This is a genomic window from Streptomyces sp. NBC_00083 (assembly GCF_026343295.1).
GTDB lineage: Bacteria > Actinomycetota > Actinomycetes > Streptomycetales > Streptomycetaceae > Streptomyces.
Genome location: NZ_JAPELY010000003.1, coordinates 118,546 through 136,542 on the forward strand (window position 1 = coordinate 118,546; position 17,997 = coordinate 136,542).

Below are 17,997 nucleotides of genomic sequence, written 5' to 3' on the forward strand. Positions count from 1 at the left end.
GGGAGCGGGGGCCGGACGCATGCGCCGCCGGACAGGCCCTAGGCCGTGCCGTCGCCCTCCCGCTCCAGGAGCGTCTTGAGGGTGGAGAGGATCATCACCCAGCCGCCGCTGACTCCCTTGAGCATCTCGCTGTCCGGGGAGTCGAAGCCGTCGTGCGTGAGCGTCAGCTTCACGCCGAGCGAGGCCGGCCGGGCGGGCTCGATGTCGAAGGCGACCCGGGACTGCTCGGCCCGCGCCCGCTCGAACTCCTCCTCGCTGTCGAAGAGTTGACGGTGCATCGAGAGAATCCGGTGCCAGGTGTACGCGAGCCGCCGGCCCGGCTCCGCCGCGAGGACGACCTGGTCCAGGTCCTCGTACCCCCCGTCGGGTCCCATCTTCCAGAGCACCGGCGATCCCACCCGCCACACCGACATGGGACCCCAGCCGCCGAAGTACCGCTGGGCGAACTCGGCGTCGGTCAGGGCCGCGTAGAGCCGCTCGGGGGTGGTCTGGATGTAGATGGCGTACTCGAACTCGGGCTCGGCCACGGCGACTTCCTCCTCATGCTCGTGCTCGTGCTCGTGCTCCTGTGCAGGGCGGTGTGCCCCGCGGCGGCCGCCCGGGGCGGATCTGCCGGGCCGGTACTTCCCGATCCAGCGGTCGGACAGCTCCTGGATCGGGACCGGATTCAGATGGTGGAGCTTCTCCCGGCCGCGCCGCTCCGAGGTGACCAGGCCGGCCGTCTCCAGCACCGTCAGGTGCTTGCTCACGGCCTGCCGCGACATCGCGAGCCCCGCGCACAGCTCCCGCAGCGTCTGCCCGTCCCGCACCCGGAGCCGGTCGAGCAGGCGGCGCCTGCTGGCATCGGCGAGCGCCCGGAATACGTCGTCCACGCGTGCCTCCGCCTCCATTCCCCGCCGTCGTGCGGCGGCGATCCGAACTCCGCGGTTCCGCGCCCGCGCGCACGCCTTCGGCTTCGCGTTCCTCGGCCGCGCGCACACGCCTTCGGCTCCACGTTCGCAACCGTACGGTTGCCTGTCAATTCGTGACGATTTTCGCACCTGGACGCGTTGCGGTCGGTGTCAGGACCGGATCGATTCCCCATCGTCACCCGGCGGCCCTGCCCTTCGGGCCCCTCGGCGGCGCATACTGGGGTGACGATGACGAAGCCATCCGCGCCCCGGCGCCACCTGCCCACCAGCCCCTTCAAAGCCCCGGACGCCCCGGCGGCCAAGCACTTCATCCTGGGAGACCGGGTCACACACGACCAGTTCGGCCTGGGCACCATCATCGGGGTCGAGGACGGCGTCGCGATGCTCGTCGACTTCGGCTCCCGCCAGGCCCGAATCGTCAGCCCGTACACCCGCATGGACAAGCTCTAGCCTCCGCCCCTTGGGGAGAGCCCCGGCCCGGACCGTCGCTGCGGTCCGGGCCGGGGGCGTGTCCGGGGGCCCTTGCGGCGTCGCGCGGCTGCCCGTCCGGGTGAACCTCGGGGCGTGCGGCTCCGCCTCTGTCCTCGGCTCCCGGGTCCGCGGCCCTCTGCCTGCGGCTCCATGTCCTCGGCCCCCTGCCCGAGGCTCCCGGGTCCGCGGCCCCTGCCTGCGGCTCCCCGGTCCAGCCCGCTGTCCTCGGCCTCCCGTGCTCGGCCTCCCGTGCTCGGCCCCCTGTGCTCCGCCCCCTGTGCTCCGCCCCCGGGCCGCGGCCCCTTGCCCGCGGCCCGCTGTCCCGGGACCGGACAGACCGCGCCGTGTCGTCATCCCCGAGGGGAAATCCCGTGCGACCGCAGTCGCATCCGGGCGCGGCCCTCACTCGACCCGAGGCTGATTCCGGCGCTCCGGGAGCGATACCCGAGGCGGACGCGTGCGGTCGCACGGCCCGCCTAGCGTGTGGATCATGCGCACCTTCTCCCGGGCGGCCACAGCCGTCGCCCTCTCCTTAGCCCTGGCCACCCCACTCGCCATCGCGTCCACCGCGACCGCCGCGGACGTCCGTCGGGCCGCGCCCGCCTCCGGGCCCTCCGCCTCCGCGCCCGTCGCCCCCGCCGCGATCGAGCTCCCGCGTCCTACCGGCCCGTACGCGCTCGGCAGCGACACCCTGCACCTCGTCGACCACTCCCGTCGCGACCCCTGGGTGCCGAGCCAGGACCGCGAACTGATGGTCACCCTCACCTACCCGGCGGAGCGCCCCGGCGCGGGGCGTGCCGCCGCCTACACCACGGCGGCCGAGGCCCCGGTCCTGCTGCGCCAGCTCGGCGTGGACCCGGCACGGCTGGGCGACGTCGAGGCCACCACGACACACGCGCGCGCCGGTGTGCGCCCCGCGCGGGGCCGCCATCCGCTGATCGTGCTGTCGCCCGGCTTCGGCGCCCCGCGCTACTCCCTCACCACCCTCGCCGAAGAACTCGCGAGCAAGGGGTACGTCGTCGCGTCCCTGGACCACGCCTACGAGTCGGTCGGCACGAGCTTCCCCGGCGGCCGGCTGCTGACCTGTGTCGCGTGCACGGCGATGGAGAACGGCGCCCCGGGAAGCCGGGTCACCGAGGCGCGCGCCGCGGACGTGTCGTTCCTCCTGGACCGGCTGACCGGCACGCACCCGGCGTGGCGCCATGCCCGCTCGATCGACCCGAGCCGGATCGGCATGGCGGGCCACTCGATCGGCGGCGCCGCGGCCGTCGCCGCGATGGTGCGGGACGCACGGATCGGTGCCGGGGTGAACATGGACGGCGCGTTCTGGGACGTGCTGCCGCCCGGAGGGCTCGGCGGCCGGCCCTTCATGATGCTGGGCACCGACGACGCGACGCACCGCCCCGGGGGCGAGGACCGGACGTGGGACGCGATGTGGCCCACCCTCGACGGCTGGAAGCGCTGGCTGACCGTGGCGGGAGCCGAGCACATGACGTTCTCGGACGAGCCCGTCCTCGCGGCCCACTTCGGCCTCCCGCAGACGTCGCTGCCCGCGGGGCGAGCCGTTTCCGTCGTGCGGACGTACGTCGCGGCCTTCTTCGACCAGGAGCTGCTGGGCCGGGCCCGGCCGGTCCTTGCGGGGCCCACTGCCGCCAACCCCGAGGTGAGGTTCAACAACCCGTGACGCCCCGAGTCACCCGCTGAAAGGGCCCGTGCTCAGGGCCTTGCTCCCGCTCGCCCGCGGGCAAGGCCCCGAGCGCCGGTCAGTCGGGGACGCTGTACAGCTCCGCACGGGCGGACGACCCCGATGCCTCGTCGGCCACGAGGGCCGCCAGCTGGGTGAGGGAGTCGACCCGCCAGTCCGCCGCGGCGACGACCTCCGGGTCCTCGGCCCACCAGTGCCCCCACGGACCGCGCCGCAGATGGGCGACGCGCAGCCCGGCCGCCTTGGCGGGGAACACGTCGTTGGCGGGATGGGAGCCCACGTACACGGTCTCGTGCGGGCCGGCCTCGGATACCTCCAACACCCGCTCGAAGAAGGCCGGTTGGGGCTTGGCGACGCCCCACTCCTCGGACGTGACGACCAGGTCGGCCGGCAGGTCGAGACCGCGCAGCAGCTCGCCGGCCCGGGTCGACTGGTTGCCGGCGATCACGACGCGCACGCCGAGTTTGCGCAGTGCGCCGAGAGCGGGGCGCACGTCGTCGTACAGGTCGGTCTCGTCGAGGTACTCGCCACGCCCCGACGCCTCCCGGGCCAGATGCGCCTCGCGCACGTCCATGCCGGGCTTGAGTATGCGCAGGGCGTCCGCCGGGTCGCGGCCTTGCGTGACGACCGCCCCGACCAGGACGGAGAGGGTGTGCCTGGGCACGCCGATCCAATCGGCCCAGGAAGCCCAGTAGCGGTCGTCGCGTACCAGTGTTTCGCCCGTATCGAGCACGATCGTCTCAATCATCGAGGCGATCCTAGGCGCACCCCTGCGCATCCACCGGCGACGACGCCACTTCACGGCCGCCCGGCGCGTCCTCGCCCGGGACGCGGGCCCTCGGCCCGAACAATCGTCCGACCGCATCATGGGCCGGCGACGACCTGCCGCCGGCAGAGCCTGCCGGTGCACCCGTACAACGATCAAGGCCCCACCTGGCAAGCAGGTGAGGCCTTGATCATCGGGCGCCCGGTTCGGGACCGTAAACCGAACCCGGCGCCCTGGCTGGGGAGTTGTTGCCGTCCGGCGGAGCGAGGCTGGCGCGACAGGACGTTCGCGCCGCCGGACGGGGTTCTTGGGGGAGGAGAAAGCCGGGATCGCGGCGGCGGCGATTGGTGGGGGCGCCTGGTCCCTTCCTTCAGGTCAAGAAGGGGGGCGCACACACCTTCACCACCGCACTGGCATCGCCGAACCGCCGCGATCCTCAGGTTGTCCATATCCGCCGACCACCCCTCATCCGGGTCGGCGGATCGGACGGTGCAAGGAATTTGACCTCCCGTCAATTCCCTTGCACGGTCTACGGGTCGAACCGGCTGCTAGTCCTCGCGCAGGGCGCGGACGGCCTCCTCGACGCGCTTGCCGTAGTCGGCGTCGGCGGCGTGGAAGTGGGCCAGGTTCTTCTCGACGACGTCGTCGCGGGAGACCTGCGAGAGGCCACCGGCGATGTTCGCCACCAGGCGGGACTTCTCGTCGTCGGACATCAGACGGTAGAGCTCGCCCGCCTGGAAGAAGTCGTCGTCCTTGTTGTGCAGCGGCGCCTCGTGCGTACCCGTCCAGCCGTGGATGGCGAGCGGGGCCGACAGGGCGGCGTCGGTCTGCGCGGGACCCGAGTACGAGTTGGGCTCGTAGTTCTTGTCCGTGCGCCGGCCGTAGCGGGTCGCCATCAGGCCGTCACGGCCGTAGTTGTCCGCCTCGGTCGCCTTCGGGGCGTTGACCGGGAGCTGGGTGTGGTTGACGCCCAGGCGGTAGCGGTGCGCGTCCGCGTAGGCGAACAGGCGGCCCTGGAGCATCTTGTCGGGCGAGGGGCCGATGCCCGGAACGAAGTTGTTCGGGGAGAAGGCGGCCTGCTCGACCTCGGCGAAGACGTTGTCGGGGTTGCGGTCGAGGACCAGACGGCCCACGCGCTGCAGCGGGTAGTCGCTGTGCGGCCACACCTTGGTGAGGTCGAACGGGTTGAAGCGGTAGTCCGCGGCTTCGGCGACCGGCATGATCTGCACGTACAGCGTCCAGGACGGGTTCACGCCGCGCTCGATGGCCTGCAGCAGGTCCGTCTGGTGGCTGTTGGCGTCCTTGCCGACCGTCTCGGCGGCCTGCTCGGCGGAGAGCGAGCGGACACCCTGGTTCGTCTTGAAGTGGTACTTGACGAAGAAGGCCTCACCCTGGGCGTTGGTCCACTGGTAGGTGTGGGAGCCGTAGCCGTTCATGTGGCGGTACGAGGCCGGGATGCCGCGGTCGCCCATGAGCCAGGTGATCTGGTGGGTCGCCTCGGGGGCGTGCGCCCAGAAGTCCCAGACGTTGTCCGGCTCCTGCTTGCCCGTGAAGGGGTCGCGCTTCTGGGAGTGGATGAAGTCGGGGAACTTGATCGGGTCCTTGATGAAGAACACCGGGGTGTTGTTGCCGACGAGGTCGTAGTTGCCCTCTTCGGTGTAGAACTTCAGCGCGAAGCCGCGGGGGTCGCGCACCGCGTCCGCGCCGCCGAGCGAGTCGGCCACGGTGGAGAAGCGGATGAACGTCTCGGTCCGCTTGCCCACCTCGCCGAGGAAGTTGGCCTTCGTGAAGCCGGTGACGTCGTCGGTCACCTCGAAGTAGCCGTACGCGCCGGAGCCACGGGCGTGCACCACGCGCTCCGGGATGCGCTCACGGTTGAAGCGCGCGAGCTTCTCCAGGAGCTGCTGGTCCTGAAGCAGGATGGGGCCACCGACGCCGGCGGTGGCGGAGTTCTGGTTGTCGGCGACGGGGGCGCCGGACTCGGTCGTAAGCACGCGCTTCGACATCGTGACCTTCCGTACTGGAGCTGCACCGCTGACTGTTCGGCGGTTCCTGGAGCGTAAAGAGGCCCGGAACGGAACGTCAACAGTTTGTTGAAAATGGAGTTGTGAGCTTCCGGACGGCGGCGGCGCCTGGGCGCGACAGGACAGGTGTCAGCGCCGCCGCCGCCCGGAAATCAAGGGCCCCCGAGGGGGCGAGGGGCACGCGGGATCAGACCTGCGAGCCGGAGAGGCGCTCGACCGCGCGGAGCAGTGCGGAGTGGTCGAGGCCACCGTCGCCCTGGGCGCGCAGCGAGGCGACCAGCTGGGCCACGACCGCGCCGACCGGCAGGGCCGCACCCACGTTGCGGGCGGCGTCGGTGACGATGCCCATGTCCTTGTGGTGCAGGTCGATCCGGAAGCCGGGCTTGAAGTCCCGCTTCAGGAAGTTGTCCTTCTTGCGGGTCAGCACGGTCGAGCCGGCCAGACCGCCGTTGAGGACGTCCAGGGCGGCTTCGAGGTTCACGCCGGACTTCTCGAGGAAGACGACGGCCTCGGCGCACGCCTGGATGTTGACCGCGACGATGAGCTGGTTGGCGGCCTTGACCGTCTGACCCGAGCCGTGCGGACCGCACAGGACAATGGTCTTGCCGAGGGCTTCGAGGATGGGCAGCGCCGCGTCGAAGTCGGCCTGCTCGCCACCGACCATGATCGACAGCACGGCCTCGATGGCGCCGGCCTCGCCGCCGGAGACGGGCGCGTCCAGGACGCGGATGCCCTGCTCCGCGGCCTTCTTGGCCAGGTCGACCGAGGTCTGCGGGGTGATCGACGACATGTCGACGATCAGCGCGCCCTTCTTGGCGTTGGCCAGGATGCCGGCCTCACCGTACGCGATGGCTTCCACCTGGGGGGAGGCCGGGACCATCGTGATGATCACGTCCGCGTCCTTGACCGCCTCGGCGATCGAGGGGGCGGCGGTGCCGCCGGCGGCCGCGAGGCGGTCCAGCTTGTCCTGCTCCAGGGTGAAGCCGGTGACCGAGTAGCCGGCCTTGATCAGGTTCTCGGACATGGGGGAGCCCATGATTCCGAGGCCGACCCATGCGATCTTGGGGAGGTTGCTCATGAGGGTGCTGCCTTCCTGAAAACTTTGGTACGTCGAGAAGTTGAGGCCCCGAAGGGGCGGCCTCACCGGGCCGCGCGGGCCTCGGCGGGGAGCCACTCGAAGGAGGCTGCGGCGTCGGCGGCCTTGTACTCCAGGCCCACCCAGCCGTCGTAGCCGGCCTTCTTGAGCTGGTCGAGCAGCTCCTCCAGCGGCAGCGAGCCGGTGCCCGGTGCGCCACGGCCCGGGTTGTCGGCGATCTGCACGTGGCCGGTCTTGTCGGCGTACGCCTCGATGACCTCGGCGACGTTCTCGCCGTTCATCGAGAGGTGGTAGATGTCGAGGAGGAACTTGGCGTTGCCAAGGCCCGTCGCCGCGTTCACCTTGTCGATGACCTCGATGGCGGAGGGGGCGCTCACCAGGGGGTAGAGCGGGGACTCCGGCTTGTTGAGGGTCTCGACGAGGAGAATGGCCCCCACCCGGTCGGCCGCGCGGGCCGCCAGGACGAGGTTCTCCAGGGCGAGGCTGTCCTGCACCTGAGGGTCGGCGCCCTCGACGCGGTTGCCGTAGAGCGCGTTGAGCGCCTTGCAGCCGACCGAGGCGGCGAAGTCGGCCGCCACCTCGATGTTGGCGCGGAAGCGGTCCGACTCCTCGCCGGGAACCGACAGCGCGCCGCGGTCCGGGCCCGGGAGGGCGCCGGCGTAGAAGTTGAGGCCCACCAGCTGGGTGCCGGCGTCGTCGAGCGCCTTTTTCAGGGCGTCGAGCTCGGCCTGGTCGGGGGTGGGTGTCTCGATCCAGGGCCACCACAGCTCGACCGCCGTGAAGCCCGCCGCGGCGGCAGCCGCGGGACGCTCCACGAGCGGGAGTTCCGTGAAGAGGATCGAAAGGTTCACATCGAAGCGCTGGTCCGTGTATCCCATGAGGGGTGTGCGCTCCTTCCGTATTGCGGAAGTTGTTTTCTGCTTGATGGAAGGTTGCAGTGGGACCGGCGAGCTTGTCAAGGGGGCCTCCCTGATTTCGTCCACCGCGCAGTAGGTTGAGCGCGTGCGATTGAGAGTGGAGTTCACGACCGAGCCCTTCGATCTCGACGAGGCGCCGCCGCATGCGGTGGTCGCCCGCGATGTCGTCCAGGCGGCGCGGCTCGACGCGGTGGACGTGGGCCCCTTCGGCAACACCGCCGAAGGTGGCGCCGACGAGGTGCTGACCGCGGTGGACGCGCTGCTGCGCAAGGCCCTGGCGGCCGGAGCCACCCGCGTCTCGTTGCAGGTCAATGTCATCGGGGAGGGCGAGCAGTGACCGAATCGGTGGATCAGCCCCCGGCGCCCGCGGCCCGGCCCCCCGCGTCCCAGCCCCAGGCGCCCGCGGTCCAGCCCCCGGCGCACACCGCCGAGCCCGCGGACCACCCGCTGCTCCAGGCGGTCAAGCCGCTCGTCGACGCCATGGGCGCCGAGGTGCTGCCCCCGGCCCTGGCCCGCCCCGACGACGTGGTGCTCGCCTGGGAGGGCGAGGACGTGGTGGCGGTGCGCCTGCCGCAGCTCTCGGACTCCCTGGACCACATCCTGGCCGCGATGGAGCGCCGGCACGGCATGCCGCTCTCGGCGCTCGACCGCAGGGCCAAGCAGTCCGCCGTGCGGACCCTGGAGGCCCGCGGCGCCTTCTCGGTGCGACACGGCGTGGAGACGGTCGCGTCGGCGCTCGGCGTCAGCCGCTTCACGGTCTACAACTATCTGAACAGGGAAAACACCGCCAAGGACGACTGAATGAGCACGCTCGGTGCCCGTCCGGGCACCCCCCGCGCAACGAAATGCGCAACGAACCGCCGTCCGGATGCCGGGCGGCGGTTTTTGTCACCCCAAGTTTTCAACAAAGTGTTGACGGGATGTTTCGGAGGGCGTTAGCTATCCGCAGCCCGTTCAGCACCAAGGCCACGGAGGCCGCCGTGACTACGACTTCGACACCGGGCCTCGCCCGGTTCAACACCTCACAGGACAGTGCGGCTCTCGCCGCGCTCCACGAGGTGTGCGCCAGTTCGGCGTGGGGCAGCAAGGTGCTCGCCCAGCGCCCGTACGCCACCGCGCAGGACCTCTTCACCGCCAGTGACGCCGCTTTGGCCGAGCTGACCGTGAAGGATCTGGAAGAGGCGATGGCCGGGCACGCGCCGATCGGCCGGCCGAAGCCCGGTGACCCCACTTCCGCACGTGAACAGCGCGGCATGGCCGGGGCCTCCGAGGCCCTCAAGGCCGAGCTGCTCGAACTGAACCTGGCCTACCAGGAGAAGTTCGGCCATGTCTTCCTGATCTGCGCGACCGGCGCCACCGGCGAGCAGATGCGCGACGCGGTGAAGACCCGGATCGGCAACACTCCGGACGAGGAGCGCGAGATCGTGCGCACCGAACTCGGGAAGATCAACCGAATCCGGCTGACCCGTCTCGTAGAAGAGGACAAGGACTGATGAGCACCGCCACCACCGCCTCGGTGTCCACGCACATCCTGGACACCAGCGTCGGACGCCCCGCCGAGGGCGTCGCCATCTCGCTCGCGGCCCGCTCGGGCCACGACGCCGAGTGGACCGCGCTCGGCGGATCCGCGACCGACGCGGACGGGCGTTGCAAGGACCTGCCGGCGCTGCCGGAAGGCACCACCCACGTACGTCTCGATTTCGAGGTCGAGACGTACTTCTCCAAGAAGCAAGCCGAGGCGCAGCAGGACGCCCCCCGCGTAAGGGACAGCGGTGCGTTCTTCCCGGAGGTGGCGATCACTTTCGCCGTCACCCCGGGCGAGCACTATCACGTACCGCTGCTGCTCAACCCGTTCGGCTACTCCGTTTACCGAGGGAGCTAGCAGACATGCCCACGATTCTCGGCCAGAACCAGTACGGCAAAGCAGAGAACCGCGTCGTCAAGATCACGCGGGACGGCGACACGCACCACATCAAGGACCTGAACGTCTCCGTCGCCCTCTCCGGCGACATGGAGGACGTGCACTACAACGGCTCGAACGCCAACTGCCTGCCGACCGACACCACCAAGAACACGGTGTACGCGTTCGCCAAGGAGCACGGCATCGAGTCCGCCGAGCAGTTCGGCATCCACCTCGCGCGGCACTTCGTGACCTCGCAGGAGCCGATCAAGATCGCGCGGATCCGCATCGAGGAGTACTCCTGGGAGCGCATCGAGACCTCCGAGGCCAACTCGAAGTTCATCGGCTCCGACGACGTCAAGCACTCCTTCGTCCGCAAGGGCCAGGAGACCCGGGTCACCCAGATCACCTACGACGGTGAGAAGTGGGAGGTCATCTCGGGCCTCAAGGACCTGGTCGTGATGAACTCGACGAACTCCGAGTTCTGGGGCTACGTCAAGGACAAGTACACGACGCTCCAGGAGGCCTACGACCGGATCCTGGCGACCCAGGTCTCGGCGCGCTGGCGCTTCAACTGGACCGACGACGAGCAGAAGATGCCCAACTGGGAGAAGTCCTACGAGCAGGTGCGCAAGCACATGCTCCAGGCCTTCGCCGAGACGTACTCCCTCTCGCTCCAGCAGACCCTGTACCAGATGGGTTCGCGCATCATCAACAGCCGGTCCGAGATCGACGAAGTGCGTTTCTCGCTGCCGAACAAGCACCACTTCCTGGTGGACCTCGAGCCCTTCGGGCTCAAGAACGACAACGAGGTCTACTTCGCGGCGGACCGTCCGTACGGTCTGATCGAGGCGACCGTCCTGCGTGACGGCGTCGAGCCGCAGATCCCGGTCGACATGACCAACCTCTGACGCGGCCCTGAGCCGTCCCCCGCCCGCCCGCAGTCGGGCGGGGGACGGCTCGGACCGGAGGGATTCTCATGGCACAGCCCGCAATGGCGCCGGCACCTGCCGACGGCCCATGTACCACCCCACCCGACGGTGCCGTGCACCCGGTGGATGAAAAGCTTCCTCCCTCGCGGCTCGTCCCCGCCGCGCTCCAGCACATCGCCGCCATGTACGCGGGCGTTGTCACCCCTCCGCTCATCATCGGCCAGGCAGTCGGCCTCGACACCGCGGGACAGACCCGGCTCATCGCCGCGAGTCTGCTCATCGCGGGTCTCGCCACCGTCCTGCAGACCCTCGGCGTCGCGAACTTCGCCGGAAACCGGCTCCCGTTCGTCAACGCGGCCTCATCGGCCGGCATCGCACCCATGCTCGCGATCGCCGAGACCAGCGCCAAAGGCCATCAACTCCCCGCCATCTACGGCGCGGTGATGGTCGCAGGAGTCTTCTGTCTCCTGGTCGGCCCCTTCTTCGGCCGGCTGCTGCGCTTCTTCCCGCCGCTGGTGACCGGTGTCGTGATCACGCTCATCGGCGTCACGCTCATGCCCGTACCCGTCTCGTGGGCCCAGGGCGGCGACAGGAGTGCCGCCGACTTCGGCGCCATGAAGAACCTGGCACTCGCCGCCTTCACGCTCGTGGTGATCCTGCTCTTCCAGCGCTTCGCCCGTGGCTTCCTGCGTCAAGTCGCCCTGCTGCTGGGCCTGTTGATCGGCACGCTCGCGGCGATCCCGTTCGGCATGGCCGACTTCTCCGCGATGAGGTCCGCGCCCGTCGCCGCCCTGCCGACGCCCTTCTCCTTCGGCGCCCCCGAATTCCACCCCGCCGCCGTGCTGTCGCTGTGCATCGTGATGCTGGTCCTGATGACCGAGTCCAGCGCCGGCATGCTCGCCATCGGCGAGATCTGCGAGCGCCGCACCGACGGGCGCACCATCGCCCGGGGCCTGCGCACCGACGGCATCGCCACGCTGCTCGGCCCCGTCTTCGGCGGCTTCCCCACCAGCGCGTTCGCCCAGAACGTCGGCGTGGTCTCGCTGACTCGCGTACGCAGCAGGTACGTTGTCGCCGTCGCGGGCGGCGCCCTCCTGGTGCTCGGCGCCTTCCCGGTGCTCGGCGCGGTCGTCTCGCTGGTCCCGATGCCCGTGCTCGGCGGCGCCGGAATCGTCCTGTTCGGCTCCATCGCGGTGAGCGGCATCCGCACGCTCTCCGAGGCCGGGCTCGACGACAGCTCCAACATCATCCTGGTGGCCGTGGCCCTCGGAGCGGGCATCATCCCGCTCGCCGCGCCCACCTTCTACGCCGGATTCCCCGCCTGGGCACAGACCGTGCTCGGATCGGGCATCAGCGCCGGCGCGCTCACCGCCGTGCTGCTGAACCTCTTCTTCCACCATCTCGGCACCCGGAGCCGCGTCGCGGCTCCGGCACTCAAATCCTCGTAGGGTCCTGCCGTGCCCCAGTCACAACCGCCACTGAGCAAAGAAGGAAGCATCATGGCACCTTCGGCAGCCCTTCAGCGCATCGTCATCGAGAACTGTGCGATCGCAACCGTGGACGCGAACGACACCGAGTATGCGACCGGCCATCTGGTCATCGCGGGCAACACCATCGAATCGGTCGGCGCCGGCGAAGCCCCCGAGGGGCTGACCGACGTGGTCCGCCGCATCGACGGCACCGGCCACCTGGTCACCCCCGGCCTGGTCAACACCCACCACCACTTCTACCAGTGGATCACGCGGGGCATGGCCACCGACCACAACCTCTTCGACTGGCTGGTCGCGCTGTACCCCACGTGGGCACGGATCGACGAGCGGATGGGGCGCGTCGCGGCCCAGGGCTCCCTCGCGATGATGGCCCGCGGCGGTGTCACCACCGCGATGGACCACCACTACGTCTACCCGCGGAACTCCGGCGACCTGTCCGCCGCGATCATCGGTGCCGCCGCCGAGATGGGCGTCCGCTTCACCCTGGCCCGCGGCTCGATGGACCGCAGCGTCAAGGACGGCGGGCTGCCGCCGGACTTCGCCGTCGAGACCCTCGACGGAGCGCTCGCCGCGACCGCCGAAACCGTCGACCGCTTCCACGACGCCGCTTTCGGCTCGATGACCCAGGTCGCCGTCGCGCCCTGCTCCCCCTTCTCGGTCTCCACCGAACTCATGAAGCAGGGAGCGGAGTTGGCCCGTGCCAAGGGCGTACGGCTGCACACCCACGGCTCGGAGACCATGGAGGAGGAGCAGTTCTGCAAGGAACTGTTCGGCATGGGCCCGACCGACTACTTCGAGTCGACCGGCTGGCTCGGCAGCGACGTGTGGATGGCGCACTGCGTCCACATGAACGACTCCGACATCGCCGCCTTCGCCCGCACCGGCACCGGCGTCGCCCACTGCCCCTCGTCCAACGCGCGCCTCGCCGCCGGCATCGCCCGCGTCCCGGACATGCTGAAGGCGGGCGTCCCGGTCGGCCTCGGTGTCGACGGCACCGCGTCCAACGAGTCCGGCGAGCTCCACACCGAACTGCGCAACGCGCTGCTCATCAACCGGCTCAACGCCCAGCACCGCGAGCGTGCGCTCAACGCCCGCCAGGCGCTGCGCCTCGGCACCTACGGCGGCGCCCAAGTGCTCGGCCGGGCCGACGAGATCGGCTCCCTCGAAGCCGGCAAGCTCGCCGACCTCGTGCTGTGGAAGCTGGACACCATCGCCCACGCCTCCATCGCCGACCCGGTCACCGCGCTGGTGTTCGGCGCAGCGGCCCCGGTCACCGCCTCCTTCGTGAATGGCCGTCAGATCGTCGAGAACAGCCGCCTCACCACGGTCGACGAGGACGCCATCGCGGTGGCGACCCGTGAAGAGGCCCAGCGCCTCGCCCGGATCGCCGCGCAGGCCTGACCCCAAGGAGTCCGGTCGAGGGGGACGGCCCTCGACCGGTCGCCGCGGACCCGAGCGGGGTCCGCGGCAGCCGGGCCGGGGGGTGCGTACTACAAGGACGTACGCACCCTCCGGAACGGTGAAACCCGTCGCCATCCCCCCAGGTACGGAACGGCAGTTGACGTTCCGTCACTCGCTGTACCGCCCTACCGTGATCCCCGCCAAGCCGGCGCGCACCACAGCCGAGCCGCGCTGTTCGCACCGCACCACCTGTTTCCGTTGCTCAACGCACCACCTCCCTGACAGTCGCGTCCACCGCCGACGTGTAAACCGACCGGAGGAACCGCCGTGGCCGCACAGCCCAGGTTTCGCAACAACGCAGCAAGCTCCACCGAGACCGGCGAGAAGCATCCCGTCGACGAAACGCTCCCCCCACTGAAGATGTTCACCAGCGGCCTCCAGCACGTGGCCGCGATGTACGCGGGTGTGGTGGCCCCGCCCATGATCGTGGGCCCCGCCGTGGGGCTCGACACCAAGGAGACCGCTTTCCTGGTCGCCGCGAGCCTGTTCACCGCGGGACTCGCCACGCTCCTCCAGACCCTCGGCATCTGGAAGATCGGCGCCAAGCTGCCCTTCGTGAACGGTGTTTCGTTCGCCGGTGTCACCCCGATGATCGCCATCGGCAAGGAGCAGGGCGCCAACGCGATGCCCGTGATCCTCGGCGGTGTCATCGTGGCCGGCCTGCTCGGCTTCATAGCCGCGCCCTACTTCGGCAAGCTCGTCCGCTTCTTCCCGCCGGTCGTCACCGGCACCGTCATCACCCTCATCGGTGTCTCGCTGCTGCCCGTCGCCTTCAACTGGTCCTCCGGGGGCAATGAGAAGGCCGCCGACTACGGTTCGCTCTCCAACCTGGCGCTCGCCGCGATCACGCTGGTCATCGTGCTGGCGCTGCGCAAGCTGCTGAGCGGCTTCATGCAGCAGATCGCCATCCTGCTCGGCCTGGTGGCGGGGTCACTCATCGCGATCCCCATGGGCAAGACGAGCCTGGACGCCATCAAGAACGCGGACATCGTCGGGTTCCCCACGCCGTTCCACTTCGGCGCCCCGCAGTTCGACGTCGCCGCGATCATCTCGATGTGCATCGTGATGCTGGTCTGCATGACGGAGTCCACCGCCGACATGCTGGCCCTCGGGAAGATCGTCGACCGTCCCGCGGACCAGAACACCATCGCGGCCGGCCTGCGCGCCGACACCCTCGGCTCGGTGCTCAGCACCCTGTTCAACGGCTTCATGGCCAGCGCCTTCGCCCAGAACATCGGGCTCGTCGCGATGACCAAGGTGCGCAGCCGGTTCGTCGTCGCGACCGGCGGTCTGATCCTCGTCGTGATCGGGCTGTGCCCCGTCGCGGCCTCGGTGATCTCCCTCGTGCCGCTGCCGGTGCTCGGCGGCGCCGGCATCGTCCTGTTCGGCTCGGTCGCCGCGAGCGGCATCCAGACCCTGTCGACGGCCGCCCTCGAAAAGGGCGAGAACGCCCTCATCGTGGCCGCCGCGGTCGGCATCGGCCTCATCCCGATCGCCAAGCCGGACTTCTACCACGCCTTCCCCGACAAGATGCTGGTCGTCCTCGACTCGGGCATCTCGACCGGCTGCGTGGTGGCCATCGTCCTCAACCTGGCCTTCAACCACTTCGGTTCGCGGCGGGCCGAGGCGGAGGACCCCGAGGTCCTGCCGATGGGTGAGCCGGAGGCCGCCCTGCACTGACGGGCGGCCGTCCGGCCCGGGGCGCTACTCGCAGGCGATGCCGTCGCCGTCCCGGTCCAAGTGGGAGTCGTAGCCGGGGTCGCCGCGATGGAGCGGAGTGACCCCGGCGGCGCGGGCCGCGGTGCAGTTCTTGTAGTACGCGCTGCTGCCGCCGCCCTTGTTGCCGCCGCCGTTCATCGGGGGCGGCAGGCTCGGACCCTTCGGCTTCGGCTTGGGCACGGTCTTGGCGGCCGGGGGCTTCGTGGCGGCGGGCGGCGCGGCCGGTGTCGCGCTCCGCGTCCGCGTCGGGCTCGGCGACGGACTCTCGCTGGCCGACGGTGACGGGGACGGCGACGGGGACGTGGACGCCGAAGGCGTTGCGGCCGACGCCGACGCGGCCGGAGTCTTCGTCTTCGGCGTCTCGTCCTGGCAGCCGGTCGTGGTGAAGGCGAGCGCACCGAGCAGGCCGGAGATGAGCAGAGTGCGGACGGCTGGTTCTGATATGCGCATGCGGCGGGCTCTCTCGGGCGTTCGGGATGGTTGTGATGATCTGGTGAACGAGAGAATACGGGCCGCAAAGGTTCCGTAAAGGAGAATGGGTCAACTCGGCCGAATCCAGCCACCGTAGAGGGCGGAACGGACGAAAACGGCGGGTACGGCGGCGCGAGCCTGCCGTACCCGCCGTTCGCGGTGGGGGAGATCAGCCGATGTGGTACGGGTCGCCGTAGACCTTCCAGTCGAGCGGCGTGTCGAGACCGAGGTTGCCCTTCTTCAGGAAGACCCGCTGCTCGGTGTCGACGCGGCTGGTGTCGCTGTGCGCCTCCTCCTGCTTCATCGCCCAGACGCGGGCGTCGAGGAAGGCGTTGAGGTACGTCGTCTCGTTGCCGCCCTGCGACGGCGGCTTGGCCTTGGCGAGCGCCCGCTTGCGGATGGAGCTGAAGCTGGTCGGGTCGCTGCCGTCACCGTGCATCACGATGGCGTCGTAGTAGATGAACTGCCCCAGCGTGCCGACCCCGTCGGCCTTGCCCTGGTGGACGGCCGGGTCGAAGTAGACCCGGTCCCGCTCGTCGTTCTGCGCCTCCTTGAAGGCCGTCTCGGAGGCCGCGGTCTTCCAGTCCTTGGTGAAGTTGGGGTCGAGCCCCTTGTGCGAGTCGGTCCCGTCGACCTTCTCCAGGGCCGGCAGGTACTTCGCCAGCACGTTGCCGGGGTTGCGCGCGGTGTAGAGCTTCACCAGGTCGAGCATGTCGCCGGTGCCGGAGCAGAATCCGATGATGCCGGCCGTGTAGCCCCGGCCGTCCTTGATGTCCTCGATGTACTTGTACTGCGCCTTCCAGTCCAGCGAGGAGTTCTCCGCGCTGGAGACGAGCTGCATGGCTATGTCCTTCTTCGCCGGGTCGTCGAGCCCGGTCGCGGCGGCGTTGATCACCGTCGCATTGTCCGCCTGCGCGGCGGCCGGGTTCTCGGCGGCGTACGCCGTGACCGGAACCGCGAGCAGAGCGGTGCCGAGCAGGGCGCGTAGAGCGATCTTGGTACGACGTGCGGTGGTGTTGCCGTGGGGGGTGTGCACCTGGACCTCCAGAAGGAGTTCGTCGTTCCGGTGTTCTGTTAGGAAACTTTCCTACCATTGACTTGGAGGGGACGTACACCCCTGCGGCACAAGGAAGTTGGGGGTTCTGGAGGCGCGGGTGCGGTGCTCTGCGGCGATGCGGTGGGACGACCGGGGCGCGGTTGGCGGGCGGACGCGCGGCTAGACTGCGGGGTTGCCGTACCCGTCCGCCCCCCGGCCCTGCCCGTCAGAGGAGCCCCGCACGTTGTCCGAGAACCAGGAGGCGGTCGCCCCGGCCCCCGGCGCGACCCGACTCACCCTCGTCTCCGACTGCGGCGACTGTTTCGGCCTGTGCTGCGTGGCCCTCGCCTACGCGGCCTCGGCCGACTTCGCGCACGACAAACCGGCCGGGAAGCCGTGCCCCAGCCTCCAGCGGGACTTCCGCTGCGGAATCCACCGGGAACTGCGCACGAGCGGCTACCAGGGCTGCACGGTCTACGACTGCTTCGGCGCCGGCCAGAAGGTCTCCCAGCGGACGTTCGGCGGGCGCGACTGGCGCGCGGCCCCCGAGACAGCCGCCTCGATGTTCGAGGTCTTCCCCGTGATGCGCCAACTCCACGAGCTGCTCTGGTACATCACCGAGGCGCTCGCCCTGCCGAAGGCGCGGCCCGTCCACGCCGAGCTGCGCACGGCGCTGGAGGAGACCGAGGCGTACACCCTGCTGGCGCCCGGGGAGCTGATGGAGGTGGAGGTCGCCGCCCACCGCGACCGGGTCAACAAGCTGCTCCTGAAGGCGAGCGAGCTGGTCAGGGCCGAGTTCAAGGGCAAGAAGAAGGACCGGCGCGGCGCCGACCTCATGGGCGCCCGCCTCCGGGGCGCCGATCTGCGCGGCGCCAACCTCCGGGGCGCCTTCCTGATCGCCGCCGATCTGTGCGGCGCCGATCTGCGCCTCGCCGACCTGATCGGCGCGGACTTCCGCGACGCGTCGCTGTCCGGCGCCGATCTGACCGAGGCGTTCTTCCTCACCCAGGCCCAGCTGAACGCGGCGAAGGGCGACGGGACGACGAAGCTTCCGCCGTCCCTGGTGCGCCCCGCGCACTGGTAGCCGCGGCCGGGACG

General features: G+C 70.1%; 18 protein-coding genes. 11 read left to right on the forward strand and 7 right to left on the reverse strand.

Annotated features, from left to right (window positions below; translation table 11 throughout):
- Window positions 1–38: 38 nt before the first annotated feature.
- Window positions 39–872, reverse strand: coding sequence for a metalloregulator ArsR/SmtB family transcription factor (locus OOJ98_RS24400; protein WP_267057157.1), 834 nt, complete (start codon window positions 870–872; stop codon window positions 39–41).
- Window positions 873–1,139: 267 nt separating this feature from the next.
- Here OOJ98_RS24400 and OOJ98_RS24405 point away from each other — a divergent pair, with 267 nt between their 5' ends.
- Window positions 1,140–1,361, forward strand: coding sequence for a hypothetical protein (locus OOJ98_RS24405; protein ID WP_053725806.1), 222 nt, complete (start codon window positions 1,140–1,142; stop codon window positions 1,359–1,361).
- A gap of 511 nt (window positions 1,362–1,872) precedes the next feature.
- Complete coding sequence (locus OOJ98_RS24410; RefSeq protein ID WP_267057158.1) at window positions 1,873–3,066, forward strand: alpha/beta hydrolase; 1,194 nt, start codon at window positions 1,873–1,875, stop codon at window positions 3,064–3,066.
- 79 nt (window positions 3,067–3,145) lie between these two features.
- Here the strand turns inward: OOJ98_RS24410 and OOJ98_RS24415 are convergent, their stop codons facing one another.
- From OOJ98_RS24415 to OOJ98_RS24430, 4 genes are all read right to left on the reverse strand, one after another.
- Window positions 3,146–3,835: an HAD family hydrolase gene (locus OOJ98_RS24415; protein WP_267057159.1), complete on the reverse strand. Its 690-nt coding sequence runs from the start codon at window positions 3,833–3,835 to the stop codon at window positions 3,146–3,148.
- Window positions 3,836–4,401: 566 nt separating this feature from the next.
- Window positions 4,402–5,859, reverse strand: a complete 1,458-nt coding sequence (locus tag OOJ98_RS24420; protein ID WP_267057160.1) for a catalase — start codon at window positions 5,857–5,859, stop codon at window positions 4,402–4,404.
- Window positions 5,860–6,064: 205 nt separating this feature from the next.
- A complete protein-coding gene (locus OOJ98_RS24425; protein WP_267057161.1) occupies window positions 6,065–6,955 on the reverse strand; it encodes a 2-hydroxy-3-oxopropionate reductase in 891 nt (296 codons plus the stop codon).
- A 62-nt stretch (window positions 6,956–7,017) separates the two neighbouring features.
- A complete protein-coding gene (locus OOJ98_RS24430) occupies window positions 7,018–7,851 on the reverse strand; it encodes a TIM barrel protein (protein ID WP_267057162.1) in 834 nt (277 codons plus the stop codon).
- 124 nt (window positions 7,852–7,975) lie between these two features.
- On the opposite strand from OOJ98_RS24430, the gene OOJ98_RS24435 reads away from it, so the two are divergent.
- From OOJ98_RS24435 to OOJ98_RS24470, 8 genes are all read left to right on the forward strand, one after another.
- Complete coding sequence (locus OOJ98_RS24435) at window positions 7,976–8,227, forward strand: hypothetical protein (protein ID WP_267057163.1); 252 nt, start codon at window positions 7,976–7,978, stop codon at window positions 8,225–8,227.
- Between the two features lie 143 nt (window positions 8,228–8,370).
- Complete coding sequence (locus OOJ98_RS24440; protein ID WP_267058221.1) at window positions 8,371–8,691, forward strand: helix-turn-helix domain-containing protein; 321 nt, start codon at window positions 8,371–8,373, stop codon at window positions 8,689–8,691.
- Between the two features lie 179 nt (window positions 8,692–8,870).
- Window positions 8,871–9,383: a 2-oxo-4-hydroxy-4-carboxy-5-ureidoimidazoline decarboxylase gene (gene uraD, locus OOJ98_RS24445; protein ID WP_267057164.1), complete on the forward strand. Its 513-nt coding sequence runs from the start codon at window positions 8,871–8,873 to the stop codon at window positions 9,381–9,383.
- Window positions 9,383–9,772, forward strand: a complete 390-nt coding sequence (gene uraH / locus OOJ98_RS24450) for a hydroxyisourate hydrolase (protein ID WP_267057165.1) — start codon at window positions 9,383–9,385, stop codon at window positions 9,770–9,772. Before uraD ends, uraH begins: the two co-directional genes overlap by 1 nt.
- A 5-nt stretch (window positions 9,773–9,777) precedes the next feature.
- The gene (pucL, locus tag OOJ98_RS24455) at window positions 9,778–10,701 is read left to right on the forward strand and encodes a factor-independent urate hydroxylase (protein WP_267057166.1); all 924 of its coding nucleotides are present in this window, start codon (window positions 9,778–9,780) and stop codon (window positions 10,699–10,701) included.
- Between the two features lie 68 nt (window positions 10,702–10,769).
- Window positions 10,770–12,170, forward strand: coding sequence for a nucleobase:cation symporter-2 family protein (locus OOJ98_RS24460; RefSeq protein WP_267057167.1), 1,401 nt, complete (start codon window positions 10,770–10,772; stop codon window positions 12,168–12,170).
- Window positions 12,171–12,221: 51 nt separating this feature from the next.
- Window positions 12,222–13,613 carry an 8-oxoguanine deaminase gene (locus OOJ98_RS24465; RefSeq protein WP_267057168.1) on the forward strand — a complete coding sequence of 464 codons (1,392 nt, stop codon included), beginning with the start codon at window positions 12,222–12,224 and terminating at the stop codon, window positions 13,611–13,613.
- Between the two features lie 327 nt (window positions 13,614–13,940).
- Window positions 13,941–15,353: a nucleobase:cation symporter-2 family protein gene (locus OOJ98_RS24470; RefSeq protein WP_267057169.1), complete on the forward strand. Its 1,413-nt coding sequence runs from the start codon at window positions 13,941–13,943 to the stop codon at window positions 15,351–15,353.
- A gap of 24 nt (window positions 15,354–15,377) precedes the next feature.
- Here OOJ98_RS24470 and OOJ98_RS24475 read toward each other — a convergent pair whose 3' ends face one another.
- A complete protein-coding gene (locus OOJ98_RS24475) occupies window positions 15,378–15,842 on the reverse strand; it encodes an excalibur calcium-binding domain-containing protein (protein WP_267057170.1) in 465 nt (154 codons plus the stop codon).
- Between the two features lie 190 nt (window positions 15,843–16,032).
- A complete protein-coding gene (locus tag OOJ98_RS24480) occupies window positions 16,033–16,899 on the reverse strand; it encodes a chitosanase (protein WP_267057171.1) in 867 nt (288 codons plus the stop codon).
- Between the two features lie 244 nt (window positions 16,900–17,143).
- On the opposite strand from OOJ98_RS24480, the gene OOJ98_RS24485 reads away from it, so the two are divergent.
- The gene (locus OOJ98_RS24485; RefSeq protein ID WP_267057172.1) at window positions 17,144–17,983 is read left to right on the forward strand and encodes a pentapeptide repeat-containing protein; all 840 of its coding nucleotides are present in this window, start codon (window positions 17,144–17,146) and stop codon (window positions 17,981–17,983) included.
- Window positions 17,984–17,997 lie beyond the last annotated feature (14 nt).